Below are 16,329 nucleotides of genomic sequence, written 5' to 3' on the forward strand. Positions count from 1 at the left end.
TCGCCTCCTTATTTTACTACGTATTAGATTCTATATTTATAGAATTATACCTTCTATTTTTTTAGAATTCCAAAAATTTATAGAACGGAAAAAACGCAGTTTAGTTGCAAACTGCGTTTTTTTACGTTACTTATTGATTCATTTGCGCATCGTTTAATAGCCCAATGATTTCACCTAACATTTCTTCTGTAAAAGCACCGGCGCTAAAGTTCACTAACGCTCGTAACGGCATATAGTTCAGCATAGCCTCCATCATTTCAGAGGCATCACTATCCCCTTCAGCCATACTACTAAACGGGCTATCTTTTAATGCTTTCTCCATTAGTTCTTTTGCGATTGGCGCTAAGATTGGGTCCATAAATATTTCCCCTAGTAACGTATTACGATGGACAGGTTTTTGAATTATAGTTGTTGATTGAACAAAAATGCTATCATGTAAAACAATCTCTTTTGAAGATTTCCCTACTAAAATTTCGAATTCACCAGTTTCAACTTGCCAGTCCTTCCATTCAACATTGTAATAAGCAAATGATCTTTTATTTAGAATAAAACTAACCGTTTTTTCTTCTCCCGGTTGCAATTCTACTTTTTCAAACCCTTTTAATTCTTTTTCAGGACGAATCATACTGCTTTCAACATCTTTTATATACAGCTGAACAATTTCTTTCCCTGCTATACTACCAGTATTTTTCACGTTTACACGAACAGAAACCGTATCCGTATCTTTTATTTCTTTCTTATCGATTGAAAGATTACTATATTCAAAATTCGTATAGCTTAATCCAAACCCAAATGGGAACAATGGTTCAATCTTTTTCTTATCGTAATAACGATAGCCCACGAACACACCTTCTTTATATTCCACTTTGTCACCTTCACCAGGGAAGTTTAAGTAAGATGGGTTATCACTTAACACTTTCGGGAATGTTTCTGCTAGTTTCCCACTTGGGTTCGCGTCCCCAAATAATATATCAGCAATCGCTCCGCCTAACGCTTGCCCGCCTAAATAGCCTTCAAGTATTCCTTTTACTTTGCCTATCCATGGCATTTCAATTGGTGCGCCGTTACTTAAGACTATAACAATATTATTTTGTACTTCAGCGATAGCCTCAATTAATTGCACGTGATTTTTTGGCATTTGTAAATGTTTTCGATCAAATCCTTCTGATTCATAACGATCTGGAAGTCCAACGAAAAGAACAGCTGTATCTGCACTCTCTGCTACTCTTTTCGCTTCATTAATCATGTTTTCATCCACATCATCACTTGCAAGGTCATAGCCTTGTGCAAATAAAATATTCGTTTTTTCACCTGATACCATTTCAATTTCTTCAAAAATACTTTCAAGCTTTGTTGGATTAATATGAGAGCTTCCGCCGCCTTGATAACGTGGTTGCTTTGCAAACTCGCCAATAACTGCTACTGTTCCTTCTTTTTTCAACGGAAGGATGGAATCTTCATTTTGTAACATCACCATACTTTCACTTGCAACTTCTCTTGCAAGCTGATGATGCGCTTCCTTACTATACACAGCATTTTCTAATTGGTTATCCACGGCTTTAAAAATAACGTTAAGAAGACGCTCTACTGATTGATCAAGCTTTTCTTCAGATAACTCACCACCGTTAACTGCATCAATAATTTTCTTCTCACCAATCCCAAAGCTTGAAGGCATTTCTAACTCCAAACCGTTCGCTAAACTTGCAACACGCTCATTTACTGCGCCCCAATCGGATACGACAAAGCCTTCAAATCCCCATTCATCTTTTAAAATATCATTTAATAAATACGTATTTTCCGAAGCGTATTCTCCATTTATTTTGTTGTAAGCACTCATTACTGTCCAAGGCTGTGCTTCCTTAATAACATCTTCAAAACTAGCAAGATAAATTTCACGCAATGTTCTTTCATCAACAATTGCATCTATAGACATTCTGCGATGCTCCTGGTTATTAGCAGCGAAATGTTTTAATGATGTTCCAACCCCTTGACTTTGTACACCTTTAACATGGTTTGCAGCCATTTGTGATGATAAATATGGATCTTCTGAAAAATATTCGAAGTTTCTTCCACATAGTGGCGAACGTTTTATATTTGCACCTGGACCAAGAAGAGCCCCTACATTTTCAGCCTGGCATTCTTCTCCTAATGCAACCCCTACTTGATTGATTAACTCTTTATTCCATGTACTTGCTAACCCTACTGCCGATGGGAAACAAGTTGATGGGATACTGTTATAAATCCCTAAGTGATCTGCTCCCTCTGCTTGTTTTCTAAGACCATGTGGTCCGTCAGTTACCATAATGGAAGGAATCCCTAATCTCTCAATTCCTTTTGTATTCCAAAAGTCTAATCCAGAACATAGACTTGCCTTCTCTTCTAATGTCATTTGTGAAATAATTCTCTTAATATCTCTTTTCATAATAGATAGCCCCCTAAAAAATAATTAAGTAAACGCTTTCTTAATGTTATTATAGTTATTATTTTTTAGATATTATGGTATATTCTTTAGAATACTTGTAAAAATTTTAGTTAATTATTTATGACTATCCGCACTCACACTGGCTAATTTTTTATAGAATAGAGGTTAAAATCATGAATTGCTCCAAACTAGAAGATCTATATTATATTTGTAAGTTAGTCTTTGACATACATAAAATCCCTATCTTTTTTATTGATAACAAAGGCAATTTGGCATTTGAAATCTCGCCTAATTTTCAGCAGCACCCTTTCTATTCTTCAAAAGAGCAGTTATGTAATCAACTATTCAAAGAAAATTCCGCTTATAATTTTCCAGTACTAGAAGAGACTTCTTTTCTTGAAAATTTTTTCTCCATTAACTTATGCTTGAATGATCAACTTAGTGGGAACATTATCGTTGGACCCGTACTTTATTCCAAACTATCAGAACCCTCCATTAAAGGTCTCATAAACGATCTTCATCTAAAAATAAACACGGAGGAAATGGTTCAATATTATCAATCCCTCCCCGTTTTAAGCAATTTGAATTTTATAAATGTAAGTATGATTTTATATTACATGTTGTATCAACAAAAATTAGACATTGCTGATATTCTCCAAAAAAATATAATGATAAAAAAGACAGAATTTGAAATTGAACAACCCGATATACATATATCGGCGCAACGTCAAAGTACATTAACTCATATTGACCCTCAGGCTGAAAGAAAAATATTTGAATGTATTAAGCAGGGAAAAAAAGATGATTTAATTAAAAATTTAAGGAGTCTACCTGAATCAGGAGATCTTGGGGTGTTGTCAAAAACAAGTCACTTGCGCAGCCAGAAAAACTCTGCCATCGCAGCAATTACACTTGCGACAAGATCAGCTATAGATGGTGGACTATTTCCTGAAATCGCATATACACTCAGTGATTTATTTATTCAAAAACTCGAAGAAATAAATAAAAGTGAAGCCATTTTTCCATTTTTGGAGACTGCTTTACTTGAGTTCTCAGAACGAGTAAAGAATGGAACAATGCAAAAACACTCAAAACCTATAAACGTATGTCAAAATTATATATTTACTCATCTTTACGAGGAAATTACACTATCTCACCTTGCACATATAGTCGGATTAAATCCTAGTTATCTATCTTCTCTTTTCAAAAAAGAAATTGGAATGTCACTAGGCGAATATATACAGCGTGCTAAAATTGATGAATCAAAAAGTTTAATGACCTACACAAAACATTCTATATCCGAAATTTCTACACTATTAAATTTCCATGACCAGAGCCATTTTACAAAAGTCTTTAAAAAACATACAGGTGTTTCACCTAAACAATTTAAAAATGGATATAGTTATTAGTTTCCCTCTTCTACTCGTTACTTGAAAAACTTTCAATTCTACCTGCTTGTTTGCTATGAGTTCTTTTTAGTATTTAAAAATAATATGAATGAATCCCTAACATCATTTACATTCTTCATAACTTTTCGTTGTAATCTAAATTAGGAAGAATAGGAGCTTTTTTATATACAAATAATAACTCTCAAGGAGTTGTTGAGATGCATTTCATATTAAATATGTTAGGGATTTTCATTGTAATCTTATTCGTTTTCCTATGTTCGCCTAATAAAAAACAAATAAAATGGAGACCAATCGTTATTCTAATCATATTGGAGCTCTTTATTACATGGTTTATGTTAGGCACGAAGCTGGGCAGTATTATCATTAATAAAATTGCGTCATTTTTCAGTTGGCTACTATCATGTGCCAATGAAGGTATTCGGTTTGCATTTCCTTCCGCTATGGAAAATCAAACCGTTGATTTCTTCTTTAGTGCTTTACTTCCTATCATTTTCGTTATCACGTTCTTTGATATTCTTTCTTATTTTGGAATCTTAACTTGGATTATTGATAAAGTAGGTGCAGTTATTTCAAAGATTTCTCGTTTACCAAAGTTAGAAAGTTTCTTTTCGATTCAAATGATGTTTTTAGGAAACACTGAAGCACTTGCCGTTGTTCGTGATCAATTATCTGTTTTAAAAGAAAATCGTTTATTAACCTTTGGAATTATGAGTATGAGTAGCGTTAGCGGATCCATTCTTGGCGCTTATTTATCAATGGTTCCGGCAACATATATTTTCAGTGCTATCCCTTTAAACTGTATTAACGCATTAATTTTGGCCAATGTATTAAATCCTGTGGAAGTTACGAAAGAAGAAGATGTCGTATATACACCTTCAAAAGATGAAAAAAAGGATTTCTTTTCTACTATTTCAAACAGTATGTTAGTCGGGATGAATATGGTTATCGTTATTTTAGCTATGGTAATTGGTTATGTAGCATTAACTGCCTGTTTAAATGGGCTATTAAGCTTTGTCGTAACAGGTTTAACAATACAAAAAATCTTCTCCATTATCTTTAGTCCCTTTGCTTTCTTACTCGGCTTATCAGGTAATGATGCTATGTATGTAGCTGAATTAATGGGAATCAAAATAACGACGAATGAATTTGTTGCCATGATGGATTTAAAATCGAATCTAAAGTCGTTACAACCACATACGATTGCGGTTGCAACTACATTTCTAGCTTCTTTTGCTAACTTTAGTACAGTAGGCATGATTTATGGAACTTACAATTCATTATTTGGCGGAGAAAAGTCAGCCATAATTGGTAAAAATGTTTGGAAGCTTCTTGTTAGCGGGATGGCAGTTTCCTTATTAAGCGCTATGCTTGTTGGGCTATTTGTATGGTAAATAAATAAAAGACACCCAAGCGAATTGAGTGTCTTTTATTATTATCGAACCTGACCATTTCCACGAATCACATATTTTGTAGAAGTTAATGCAGGAAGTCCCATTGGTCCCCTTACGTGTAGCTTTTGTGTACTGATACCAATTTCTGCGCCGAATCCGAATTCAGATCCATCAGTAAAACGAGTTGATGCATTATGATACAGTGCAGCCGCATCAACAGTTGTGAAGAATTTACCGACGTTTTCCTCGTCCTCTGTAATAATTGCTTCAGAATGCATAGATCCATACGTATTTATGTGATGAATCGCTTCTTCTATAGAAGAAACTACTTTCACTGCCAGCGTGAGTGATAAAAATTCTGTACCCCAATCTTCTTCTGAAGCAAGTACAATTGAAGAATCAATTGCCAGTGCTTTTTGATCACCGCGTAACTCCACGCCTTTTTCCTTCAAAGATGAAAACAATTCGCTACCAAATTGCTGCGCCCACTTCTCATGAAGTATAATCGTTTCAATTGCATTACATACAGATGGACGCTGCGTTTTTGCATTTATAATAATATCAACTGCCATTTGCTTATCCGCTGTTTCATCAATGAAAATATGACAATTTCCTGCACCCGTTTCAAGTACTGGAACAGACGCTTCCCTCACTACAGTATCAATTAATTGTTTGCCACCTCTTGGAATAAGAACATCTAGGTAATCATTTAATGTAAACAACTGCTTTGCGCTATCCCGCGTTGTATCTTCTATAAGCTGTACACTTTCTTGAGGCAAGCTTGTTTGTTTGAGCGCTCGGTGAATAACAGCAACGATGGCTTTGTTAGAATTGATAGCAGAAGAACTACCACGTAATATAACTGCGTTTCCTGTTTTCAAACAAATTGTAGCAGCATCTACTGTTACATTCGGCCTAGCCTCGTAAATCATCCCAACAACACCAAGTGGTACACGCATCTCCTGAATAAATAATCCATTTGGTCGCTCCCATTCACTTACACATTCTCCAACAGGATCACGTAATTCAATTAACTGCTTAATCCCCTCTGCCATATCAATAATACGCTGTTCATCCAACATTAGACGATCTAGAAGTGAATCAGAAAATCCTTTTGCCTTACCTTCTTCTAAATCCCGTTTGTTTTCCTCTAAAATATAAGCTACTTCTACTCTTAACTGATCCGCAATAGCAGCAAGTGCTTCATTTTTTTGATTTGTAGATTTTAGTACAAGTTCTCTAGCAATTTCTTTCGCTTTTTTCCCCTTTGACAACACTTCATTCATTTTTATTTCCTCCTTTTTAACATCACTATACTTAAAGTGAAACCCAATAATCTCTATGGATGACTTCATAATTATGCCTATCGCCTCTTGCTTGAATTTCTTGGCTTTGCATACCTTTTACATCTCTTAGTTCCTCAGCACTATATGTGCATTGCCCTTTTCCAATGACGCGCCCTTGTTGCGTCATAACTTCTACGACATCGCCAACTTTGAAAAATCCTGACACATTTGTAACGCCAGCAGGAAGAAGACTCTTACCATGCTGAATGATAGCAGTAGCTGCTCCAGCGTCTACTTCAATTTGTCCGCTAACAAGCGAATGCAAAGCGATCCATTGCTTGTTCATCTTCATTTCTTTTTGAGGAGCACTTCCCACATACGTTCCATCACCTTTGCCCTTTAAAACATCTACAAATTTCTCTTGTCCACGCCCTGTTCCGATAAATACACTCACGCCCAGAGAAAGTGCCGTCTTCGCAGCATCAATTTTTGATTTCATACCGCCAGTCCCAAGTTTGGACCCAGCATCTCCTGCAAGAGAAGCGATTTCTTCTGTAACTTCAGGAAGGAAATAATACTTTTTCGCATCCGCATTTTTCTGAGGATTTTTGTCGTATAAACCGTTCACATCCGTAAAAATCATTAGCATATCCGCCGAAACGAGCCCGCTTACTAAAGCTGACAGCATATCGTTATCACCAAACGTCAGCTCCTCTAATGAGATGGAATCATTTTCATTAATGATTGGAAGAGCAGAACGATTTAGTAACTCTCCTAAAGTAGCGTAAGCATTACTATATTGTTCTTTTCTAGAAAAATCACTTCTCGTCAGCAATAATTGCGCAGTAACGATGCCATATTTACGAAATTCCTCCGTGTACGCCTGCATTAACAAACTTTGTCCAACAGCTGCAGCAGCCTGTTTTCCTTTAATTGTCACAGGTCTGCTAGGATACCCTAGAGCAGAAAAACCTGCAGCGACAGCCCCAGATGTAATTAACAAAACTTCATGCCCTTCCTCTTTCAATCGAGCCAATGCGGCAACGTGATCTGAAAGTTGTTCTTTAGAAATGCCTCCGTGACTATCTGCCAAGGAACTGCTCCCAATCTTTACAACAATTCGTTGTTTTTTCACTTTTGTATCCCCCAAGTCTAAAATCAAAGTTTTTTATAAATTTCACTTTTATTCATTCGGCTTGCAGCGACTTCTATTCTCACCAATGCTGCATCTAGCCTATTAAAGAGCAAAATAAAAATGACCGCTTCGCCCTTAATAAAATAAAAAGGACGAAACGGTCATTGTTCCGCGGTACCACCTTAATTGATATACATAGATATCCACTTGGCGCCTATAACGCAGGCGAACGCCTAAACTTTCATTTAAGACTCAGGGATAGGTTCGATATATTCTATACGAGGAATCTTTCAGCCGGTGAATTCCACTCTCTTTCGCAAGAAGACATATGTACTATTTCCCTTCAACGATTTTCGGTTTAATTTTTTATATTATGCGATATAGTTCCATTTGGTGTCAAGTGGTATTTTTAAAAATACATAGAGCGGCATGGTACTTGTATGAAAATTTCGCCCTAATGAATGAAAATACAAATCGATATAAGTGTAACTCATATACAGAAATATAAAACATTACATGATAGTGTATATATTTACAGAATGTTGAATGTAATTGATTTTTATCTTTTACTGTTGCAAAAAGGAATATATTCTCTTAGAATGTTTCTTTATATTGCATGGTGATGTTATTGTTATTTTAAGATAACAATTTCAAAATGATATAATTTATTATAAAAGGAGCAAGATTGAGTAATTATGGACAAACAAATTGGATTCATCGGATGCGGAAATATGGGGATGGCTATCATTGGCGGGATGCTAAACAAAAAGATAGTGTCTGCAAATCATGTTATTTGTTCGGATTTAAACACTACGAATTTAAAACACGCTAACGAAAAGTATGGGATCACTACAACTACTGACAACAATAAAGTAGCTAAAAATGCTGATATTTTAATTTTATCAATTAAACCAGACCTATACGCATCAATCATTAACGAAATAAAAGAAGTAATCAAAAACGATGTTATCGTCGTAACGATTGCTGCTGGAAAAAGCATCAAAAGTACAGAAGAATCTTTTGATAAAAAATTAAAAGTTATACGAGTAATGCCTAATACCCCTGCTCTTGTTGGAGAAGGAATGTCTGCATTATGCCCAAATGAAATGGTGACAGAAAAAGATTTAGAAGATGTGCTAAACATTTTCAATAGCTTTGGTCAAGCAGAGATCGTAAGTGAAAAATTAATGGATGTTGTTACATCAGTAAGTGGTTCTTCACCAGCATACGTATATATGATTATAGAGGCGATGGCAGATGCTGCTGTACTAGACGGTATGCCAAGAAACCAAGCATATAAATTCGCAGCTCAAGCTGTATTAGGCTCTGCTAAAATGGTACTAGAAACAGGAATGCATCCAGGTGAATTGAAAGATATGGTATGTTCTCCTGGTGGAACAACGATAGAGGCTGTAGCAACATTGGAGGAAAAAGGCTTACGAACTGCAATTATTTCCGCTATGCAGCGTTGTACGCAAAAGTCTATTGAACTATCTGGTCAAACTAAAAAGTAAAACTATATAAGAGATCACATTAGCTATGAATTTAATTAGAAAATGGTGGATTACATACTCGCTCGCTTTCACTAAATGATAAACGGACAAACTCATATATACTTGAGTTTGTCCGTTCTTTTGGTTATACTGAGATAATTTTATTTATATCTTCTTTTGAGATTTTAGTTTTATCCCTTCCTTATTCCCTACTTTGATTGTGGAATTTTATTAGAAATAAGTAATTTTTCAATGCATTTCGGTAACATATCTAATAGCGTTTCAAATGCGTAATTTACATCTAAACGTTCTGTCCATTGATGGGCATCTTTTCCTACCGGCCCCATATTTAATACTGGAACGTCAAACTTTTCTAATTCCTGAAGCGGAATCGAATAACCTTTATCCCATAATGGCATATTGTCTACAAGTGAACTCATTGAATCTAGTGGGTTTTGTAAGCCCACATAACTCAAATCTGAAATTCCTCCAAAATAGTTTTGGTTTTCAAATGTGATGTTATGATTAAAGTGGGCATACTTTTCCATTTCTGCAACTACTTCTTTAATTAACGGATTGTTGCGTGAACTTACAGCTGGATAATATGGTGGAGCAAAGAAAAGTACAATCATCGGCGCCTTTTCTTTACATAAAATAGCTAATTTATCTACTAAATCAATTGTTACCGCACGATCATCTTTATCTTCTCTATTTTTTATAATGCTAGATTGAATATCATCTATTTTCTCTTGCCCATGTTGTTCAATTGCATAAACTAAAAGCTCTTCATACGTTAAAACATTTACTTTCATATTAGGGGGTATAAACGGATTATATTTAGAAAAACGATATGCTTGCTTTTCATATGATTCTTCTATTTTCTCTGCTACTTTCGTTACTTTTTGACGTAACAATGAAACAACTTCTGTCATCGTTTTTTCTAATAAAAACAAATTGAATAATGTGACTGCACGATGCGGAATTTGTACAGAATAATCCTCCTTTAAATCCCGTTGAAGTAAATTAGTTGGCGGAGGACTCGCTTCCCCTTCTACAATATCACAAAGATCTGTGTTCAACTCTAATTCAGCCGTTAATAACGCAGCCATATAACTCCCATTTAATCCTGCAAAAGGTTCACCTACATGTGTCTCTTTTCCGTAGCAAAGAAATCCAGGTAACACTTTACCAATAGTACCAGTATAAATATACTTATTTTGGTCACCGGGGTGTCGTGAAAACATAGGCTCTGAATTTAATACCGTTTTATAATCCAAGTTATGTTCTCTTGCTAACTCTAGTAACCTTGGAACAGCAGCTCTCATCCCTACAGAGTTCACTTCTTCATCTGGAACAGCTAATAAAAGAACATTCCCGTCAAATCTTCCTTCACAAGCTTGCTCAATCATCGCCATTTGTAACGCAAGGCCGCATTTCATGTCCATTGTTCCTCTACCAAATAACCAATCTCCTTGTTCTATATCCTCACGTACATGATCTGGTAGTTCATCTTTATGAGAATAAAACATAGACGTTAACTTTTTAGGATTGAATGCATCTTCTTTCCACACTCCGTAATCTTGTACATCTACAACATCAAAGTGACTAACTAGAATTACTGTATTTTTTGTACTATCGCTTTTCTTTACGAGGGCTGTAACAAAATATCGTCCGTCTCCTGTCGGATTTTTTTGCAAATGATGCGGGTTTTCTTTGAAGTACTGTAAATCAGATAATTGTGCCACAACAAAATCTGGCAATATAACTTCAGCTTCTGTACCTGTAATACTAGGAATTTCAACGAGACCGCTTAATAATTGAATCAATTGTTCTTTTGATTGCCACTTTGACATATAAATCCCCCTATTTTTCCGCATTATGAAAATGAATTCCAGTATATGAATAAAAAATGACGGCAGTTATCAAAATTATAGTTCTGATGTACTGCCGATTTTTATTGATATTTCATGAGCTGCTTGTTTTACCTTACTAATAAGAAAAGATAGTCGATCATCATTAATGCGATGACTAATTAACCCAACACTTAATGCTCCTACTACTTTATGATTAAATCCGATAATCGGTGCTGCTACTGAAGCCGTCCCTTCTGTTTTTTCACCATAACTTACCGCATATCCTTCATTTCTTATTTGTTTTATTTGCTCTAAAAGAATACGCTTTTGTTCTGGTAAAGAAGAAAGTAAATGTTCTACAATATGTTCCATTTCATTCGTTTTCATATTGGCAAGCATCGTTTTATTTGCAGCACCAATTGAAAGTGGAATCTGTTCCCCTAAGTTATCGATAACTCGAATTTTTAAAGGGCTATCAATTCTTTCAATGATAATAGAATGCGTTCCATTTGGAATGTTTAAATACACACTTTCTTCCACTTCAGAGGCTAACCGTTTCATCACTTCTCTGGCTACAGATCTGTAATCTACTTTCTCCAATTGACGTAATCCTATTTCCATCCACATTGGCCCAATTTTGTACTGTTTCGTTTCTGAAATTTGCGTAACTAACCCATGCTCGATTAGAGAATTAAGTAATCTATGTACTGTACTAACTGGAAGATGTGTTCTGTCCGCAATATCAGAAATAGCCCAATACTCTTTTTCATTAGTAGAATTTAACAACTTTATAATACTTATCGCTCGATCAATGGACTGTACCATAACTCACCTCAACTTGACTTGTAATATGTTAGTACGCTCAATTACCTATCAATTTAACAAAAATTCAAAATGAAATCAATCTATTTATTCAATTTTCTAAAAACAAAATATGTCGCCAATAATAATTTGAAAGCGTAAACAAAAAAATATTGACTTTTCTTTTTAATTATCTGAAAATTATAGCAAGATTTCACATCACGGAATACATTCCACAATACGGAAAAATATCAAACTTTAATCTATCAACTACGAAAGTGAGGAAAACAATGTCGCAAGTAAGCAATACAAACAATGAATTAAAACGTACGATGAAAAGTAGACACTTATTCATGATTGCACTCGGTGGTGTGATTGGAACGGGGTTATTTAACGGATCTGGCTTTATTATAAGTCAAGCTGGACCTGGTGGATCCGTACTTGCCTTTATGGCTGGTGGATTATTAATGTATTTCGTTATGCTTTGTCTTGGTGAACTTGCTGTAGCTATGCCTGTTTCAGGTTCCTTCCAAGAATATGCCACTAAGTTCATCAATCCTGCAACTGGCTTTACGATCGGATGGTTATATTGGTTAAGCTGGGCGAATACGACCGGTCTTGAATTTACAACTGCCGGCATTACAATGCAGCGCTGGTTTCCTGATATTCCCGTCTGGGTTTGGTGTTTAATATTTGGCGTTACAATCTTCACTATTAACGCATTATCTGCTCGTAGTTATGCAGAAACAGAATTTTGGTTTTCAAGTATAAAAGTATCTGCCATTATAGCTTTTATTATCCTTGGTGGCGCCGCTATGTTCGGTTTTATTGATTTAAAAGGTGACGAACCAGCCCCGTTATTATCAAATTTTGTAAATCATGGCGGTTTATTCCCAAATAGCCTTGCAGCAATACTATTAACAATGGTTACTGTCAATTATTCCTTCCAAGGTACAGAACTTGTCGGAATCGCAGCAGGTGAAAGTGAAGATCCAGCAAAAACTTTACCTCGTTCTATTAGAAATATTATATGGCGCACAATGTTTTTCTTCGTCTTAGCAATTTTTGTTCTTGTTGCTTTAATTCCTTGGGAAGAAGCAGGATTAACAAAAAGTCCATTCGTTGCTGTATTTGATAATATCGGTATTCCATATGCAGCTGATATTATGAACTTTGTTATTCTTACTGCTGTTCTTTCTGTCGCAAACTCTGGACTGTATGCCGCAACTCGCATGCTTTGGTCATTATCAAAAAATGAAATGGCCCCTGCCTTTTTAAAGAAATTATCATCACGAGGAATACCTCTAAACGCTTTAATTTTGACAATTTCTATTTCTGCTTTTTCTCTTTTAACAAGCGTTGTAGCTGCTGAAACAGTTTACTTATGGTTAATTTCCATTTCTGGCGTCATTACAATCATTGTTTGGATGTCAATTTGTGTCTCTCAATTCTTTTTCCGTAAACATTATTTAGCAGACGGTGGAAGATTAGAAGACTTAAAATTTAAAACACCACTTTATCCACTTGTACCAATTCTTGGTTTTGGATTGTATGGCATTATATTAATTAGTCTTATCTTTATCCCTGAACAACGACTTGGAATCTATTGCACTGTACCATTTATCATCTTTTGCTATACATACTATCACTTTAAAGTTAAGAAAAGAATTGCTACTAACACTCAAAGTGAAACTAAAATTAGCGAGACTATGTAATACTACATTACATATTATTACGATTAAGGCGGTTCAAATCAGATGAAAGCAAAAGCACATTAGTATGTTTAATAGATTTAATAATAAATATTTGGACAGGAGGTACTTCATTCGAACATTATCCAGAAAATATGTATCTTTCAATTCCTCTAAAACAAACGAAAAATCTATCTTATAATTAAAGTGACGAAGAATATCATATTTTGCATACCAATATCGTAAATTCTCATAATTTATCTTAGATTATGAGACTGTTTTTTCGAAACCATCTAGGAAACCGTCTAGAACTAGTACAGCTATTATATATGAAAAAACAAGAGCTTCCTCAATTTCATTGAGGAAGTTCTTGTTTTTTCATTTTTTTGTTGTTTCTTAAATGTAGCTTTAAACTTTATGAACTTGAATATATGATTTTACTAATTTCGTTCTACTTGAATTAGAATAAATTTTAATATCATATTTTACATAAACATTATAAGCATCTTTGTCTACATATTTTTTTACTGTCCACCAATAATTTGTACCTACCTTTAAATCTGAAGCAGCTTTACCAATTATAGAACCTACAACACCTCTCCATACTTCTTTAACAAAAAATTTAGCGGCCCAACCTGCAATTCCACCACTAGCAGCTGTTATCAACCAACTAGTAGCCGTATTGGAAAACACATTACTTTCATAATATGTATTTAAATATCTCCAATTATAACTACCGTCATTAATCACAACTCTTTGTGGAGAATCTTTGTCAGTTTGTACTTGAGGAATACTTGGTTTAAATAAGGGAGCATTTTCTTCTGAACCTGAATAGATCAATGTAGATAAATCGTTTTCTTCTATAATATTTATTTGTTCCGTTTCATCAGCTTTTGCAAATTGATTGATAGAAATAAGGGAACTTGTCGTTAGTAAAGTGAATACAGTTAAAACTTTAGGTAGTTTTTTTAACATTTTTACACCTTCATTTTTCTTAATTTTCTGTATATAATATATATTACAGTAAAAATTATAGAAATCAATAATTTTTTTACTTTTTTTCCAAAAAATTCAAAAGGCGGTGGAAAAATGTTTAGAAGTGATGCTAACAATACAGATAAAACTATTAGTATTTGTATTATTGCAATAGCAGTTTCTTTATATGTTTTCTTTAAAGAACAAAGTATACTATACATTATGGCTAGTTTATTATTTATAAAGACTTTAATTTTCAAACCAATAACTATTAAATATTTATTTATAGATATTTTAGGACTTTTATTATTATATGGTTTAATATATATTGTCCTTAAAATATTCTAATAATCAAAACCGTGATTGGTAGATTTTTTACTATTTACAATAGGAAATCTCCCCACAGGAAGAAAAAGTTTTTCCTCCTGTGGGGAGACCTTTAAAATATCTGTTTTATAAACAACAAAATTCAACAAACAATGATACCTTCTCATCACTTGTTGAATTTTATTTATTGTTTTATTCAATGCATGTAAAGCTAAAAAAATATAATTGAATATAAATCCTGATATTATACAATAATGGTACAGCGAAGTATTGAAAATTAAACTATGGCTGTCATTCAACTCCAATTAGGATTTGAACTCCCCTCATAAAAACTATTATTTAAATAAAATTATAGTTCAGATTTCACCCGAACATAAACATTATTTTTAATTATATTTTTGCTTCTTTAAAGCTAATAAAATTGTTATTTTTTTCATCCCAAAGACGTAAGCGAAGTGAACGTAAGCTTGTAAAATGAAATGGCTCCTTCCTTTTTAAAGAAATTATCATCACGAGGAATACCTCTAAACGCTTTAATTTTGACAATTTCTATTTCTGCTTTTTCTCTTTTAACAAGCGTTGTAGCTGCTGAAACAGTTTACTTATGGTTAATTTCAATTTCTGGAGTTATTACAATCATTGTTTGGATGTCAATTTGTGTCTCTCAATTCTTTTTCCGTAAACATTATTTAGCAGACGGTGGAAGATTAGAAGACTTAAAATTTAAAACTCCACTTTATCCACTTGTACCAATTCTTGGTTTTGGATTGTATGGCATTATATTAATCAGTCTCATCTTTATCCCTGAACAACGACTTGGAATCTATTGCACTGTACCATTTATCATCTTTTGCTACACGTACTATCACTTTAAAGTTAAGAAAAGAATTTCTCCTAATACTCAAAGTGAAACTAAAATTAGCGAGACTATGTAATACTATACTTATATTTGAACTACCCCCACTTAACACTCTAACGAGCTGTTTGAAGTGGGGGATTCCTACGAACACTAAGGTATCCCTAAGTTTTATGAGTAGGCAATCCCCGTAATCCCTACGGTTAGGAGCCTTATGGCCTCTTTTCTCAGATTTTCCGCTGCATTCACATCTCTATCATGATACATACCACAAGAAGGACACTTCCATTCACGCAGGTTCAGGCTTTTCACATCTTTATTTTTGTAGTCGCAATGCGAACAGGTTTGGGAACTAGCGAATGTTTTTGACACCACAATCACTTGTTTCCCATACCAGCATGCCTTATACAACAACATCGCTTTGAATTGTGACCATGATACTTCTTGAATCGCTTTCGCTAGTTTGTGATTCTGTAACATACTCGATACTTGCAAATCTTCTATCCCAATCACATCGTGGTTTTTGATGATCCTTGTAGAGAGTTTTTGCAAGTAATCCCTTCTTGCATTTTTGATTCATTCATGAATACGAGCGACTTTCATTCGCTGTTTATGCCAATTCGCTCCGCCTTTTGTACGTCTAGATAGAATACGCTGGGCATGAGCGAGTTTCTTTTCTAATACCCGAGA

General features: G+C 34.5%; 10 protein-coding genes, 3 pseudogenes and 1 other annotated feature. Of the genes and pseudogenes, 5 read left to right on the plus strand and 8 right to left on the minus strand.

Annotation, left to right across the window (positions count from 1 at the left end; translation table 11 throughout):
* Nucleotides 1–130 precede the first annotated feature (130 nt).
* Nucleotides 131–2,422 (minus strand): glycoside hydrolase family 3 C-terminal domain-containing protein, encoded by a 2,292-nt coding sequence (locus tag MR113_RS17925; RefSeq protein ID WP_242255908.1) that lies wholly within the window; start codon nucleotides 2,420–2,422, stop codon nucleotides 131–133.
* 173 nt (nucleotides 2,423–2,595) lie between these two features.
* Between MR113_RS17925 and MR113_RS17930 the strand changes: the two genes are divergently transcribed.
* The gene (locus MR113_RS17930) at nucleotides 2,596–3,831 is read left to right on the plus strand and encodes a helix-turn-helix domain-containing protein (protein WP_242255909.1); all 1,236 of its coding nucleotides are present in this window, start codon (nucleotides 2,596–2,598) and stop codon (nucleotides 3,829–3,831) included.
* A 197-nt stretch (nucleotides 3,832–4,028) separates the two neighbouring features.
* Nucleotides 4,029–5,222 carry a NupC/NupG family nucleoside CNT transporter gene (locus MR113_RS17935; RefSeq protein ID WP_242255910.1) on the plus strand — a complete coding sequence of 398 codons (1,194 nt, stop codon included), beginning with the start codon at nucleotides 4,029–4,031 and terminating at the stop codon, nucleotides 5,220–5,222.
* Nucleotides 5,223–5,263: 41 nt separating this feature from the next.
* On the opposite strand, the gene MR113_RS17940 is transcribed toward MR113_RS17935, so the two are convergent.
* Both MR113_RS17940 and proB read right to left on the minus strand, forming a co-directional pair.
* Nucleotides 5,264–6,508 (minus strand): glutamate-5-semialdehyde dehydrogenase, encoded by a 1,245-nt coding sequence (locus MR113_RS17940; protein ID WP_242255912.1) that lies wholly within the window; start codon nucleotides 6,506–6,508, stop codon nucleotides 5,264–5,266.
* Between the two features lie 31 nt (nucleotides 6,509–6,539).
* Entirely contained in the window at nucleotides 6,540–7,643 is a 1,104-nt protein-coding gene (proB, locus tag MR113_RS17945) for a glutamate 5-kinase (RefSeq protein WP_242255913.1), read from the minus strand.
* Between the two features lie 145 nt (nucleotides 7,644–7,788).
* Nucleotides 7,789–7,999 (minus strand) — a binding site (T-box leader).
* Between the two features lie 339 nt (nucleotides 8,000–8,338).
* Here proB and proC point away from each other — a divergent pair.
* On the plus strand, nucleotides 8,339–9,157 hold the full coding sequence (proC, locus tag MR113_RS17950) for a pyrroline-5-carboxylate reductase (RefSeq protein ID WP_242255914.1): 819 nt from the start codon (nucleotides 8,339–8,341) through the stop codon (nucleotides 9,155–9,157).
* Nucleotides 9,158–9,345: 188 nt separating this feature from the next.
* Here proC and MR113_RS17955 read toward each other — a convergent pair whose 3' ends face one another.
* A complete protein-coding gene (locus MR113_RS17955) occupies nucleotides 9,346–11,013 on the minus strand; it encodes a M20/M25/M40 family metallo-hydrolase (RefSeq protein ID WP_242255915.1) in 1,668 nt (555 codons plus the stop codon).
* Nucleotides 11,014–11,064: 51 nt separating this feature from the next.
* The gene (locus tag MR113_RS17960) at nucleotides 11,065–11,814 is read right to left on the minus strand and encodes an IclR family transcriptional regulator (RefSeq protein WP_063259450.1); all 750 of its coding nucleotides are present in this window, start codon (nucleotides 11,812–11,814) and stop codon (nucleotides 11,065–11,067) included.
* A 266-nt stretch (nucleotides 11,815–12,080) separates the two neighbouring features.
* On the opposite strand from MR113_RS17960, the gene MR113_RS17965 reads away from it, so the two are divergent.
* Complete coding sequence (locus MR113_RS17965) at nucleotides 12,081–13,505, plus strand: amino acid permease (RefSeq protein ID WP_242255916.1); 1,425 nt, start codon at nucleotides 12,081–12,083, stop codon at nucleotides 13,503–13,505.
* Nucleotides 13,506–13,889: 384 nt separating this feature from the next.
* Here the strand turns inward: MR113_RS17965 and MR113_RS17970 are convergent, their stop codons facing one another.
* Both MR113_RS17970 and MR113_RS17975 read right to left on the minus strand, forming a co-directional pair.
* The gene (locus tag MR113_RS17970) at nucleotides 13,890–14,456 is read right to left on the minus strand and encodes a hypothetical protein (RefSeq protein WP_242255917.1); all 567 of its coding nucleotides are present in this window, start codon (nucleotides 14,454–14,456) and stop codon (nucleotides 13,890–13,892) included.
* A 676-nt stretch (nucleotides 14,457–15,132) separates the two neighbouring features.
* Nucleotides 15,133–15,254: pseudogene (locus MR113_RS17975) on the minus strand (fatty acid desaturase); the annotation flags it as partial.
* Between the two features lie 2 nt (nucleotides 15,255–15,256).
* Here MR113_RS17975 and MR113_RS17980 point away from each other — a divergent pair.
* A pseudogene (locus MR113_RS17980) lies at nucleotides 15,257–15,718 on the plus strand (amino acid permease); the annotation flags it as partial.
* Between the two features lie 92 nt (nucleotides 15,719–15,810).
* Here the strand turns inward: MR113_RS17980 and MR113_RS17985 are convergent.
* Nucleotides 15,811–16,329, minus strand: a pseudogene (locus MR113_RS17985) (RNA-guided endonuclease TnpB family protein); the annotation flags it as partial.

This window comes from Bacillus cereus group sp. BfR-BA-01379 (assembly GCF_022663605.1).
Lineage (GTDB): Bacteria > Bacillota > Bacilli > Bacillales > Bacillaceae_G > Bacillus_A > Bacillus_A mobilis.

What these genes read in the sequence shown, in the direction of transcription:
- MR113_RS17960 (WP_063259450.1), bottom strand. Translation starts at nt 11,814, where the DNA reads ATGGTACAGTCCATTGATCGAGCGATAAGTATTATAAAGTTGTTAAAT.
- MR113_RS17935 (WP_242255910.1), top strand. Translation starts at nt 4,029, where the DNA reads ATGCATTTCATATTAAATATGTTAGGGATTTTCATTGTAATCTTATTC.
- MR113_RS17925 (WP_242255908.1), bottom strand. Translation starts at nt 2,422, where the DNA reads ATGAAAAGAGATATTAAGAGAATTATTTCACAAATGACATTAGAAGAG.
- MR113_RS17965 (WP_242255916.1), top strand. Translation starts at nt 12,081, where the DNA reads ATGTCGCAAGTAAGCAATACAAACAATGAATTAAAACGTACGATGAAA.
- MR113_RS17955 (WP_242255915.1), bottom strand. Translation starts at nt 11,013, where the DNA reads ATGCGGAAAAATAGGGGGATTTATATGTCAAAGTGGCAATCAAAAGAA.
- MR113_RS17930 (WP_242255909.1), top strand. Translation starts at nt 2,596, where the DNA reads ATGAATTGCTCCAAACTAGAAGATCTATATTATATTTGTAAGTTAGTC.
- MR113_RS17940 (WP_242255912.1), bottom strand. Translation starts at nt 6,508, where the DNA reads ATGAATGAAGTGTTGTCAAAGGGGAAAAAAGCGAAAGAAATTGCTAGA.
- MR113_RS17970 (WP_242255917.1), bottom strand. Translation starts at nt 14,456, where the DNA reads ATGTTAAAAAAACTACCTAAAGTTTTAACTGTATTCACTTTACTAACG.
- proC (WP_242255914.1), top strand. Translation starts at nt 8,339, where the DNA reads ATGGACAAACAAATTGGATTCATCGGATGCGGAAATATGGGGATGGCT.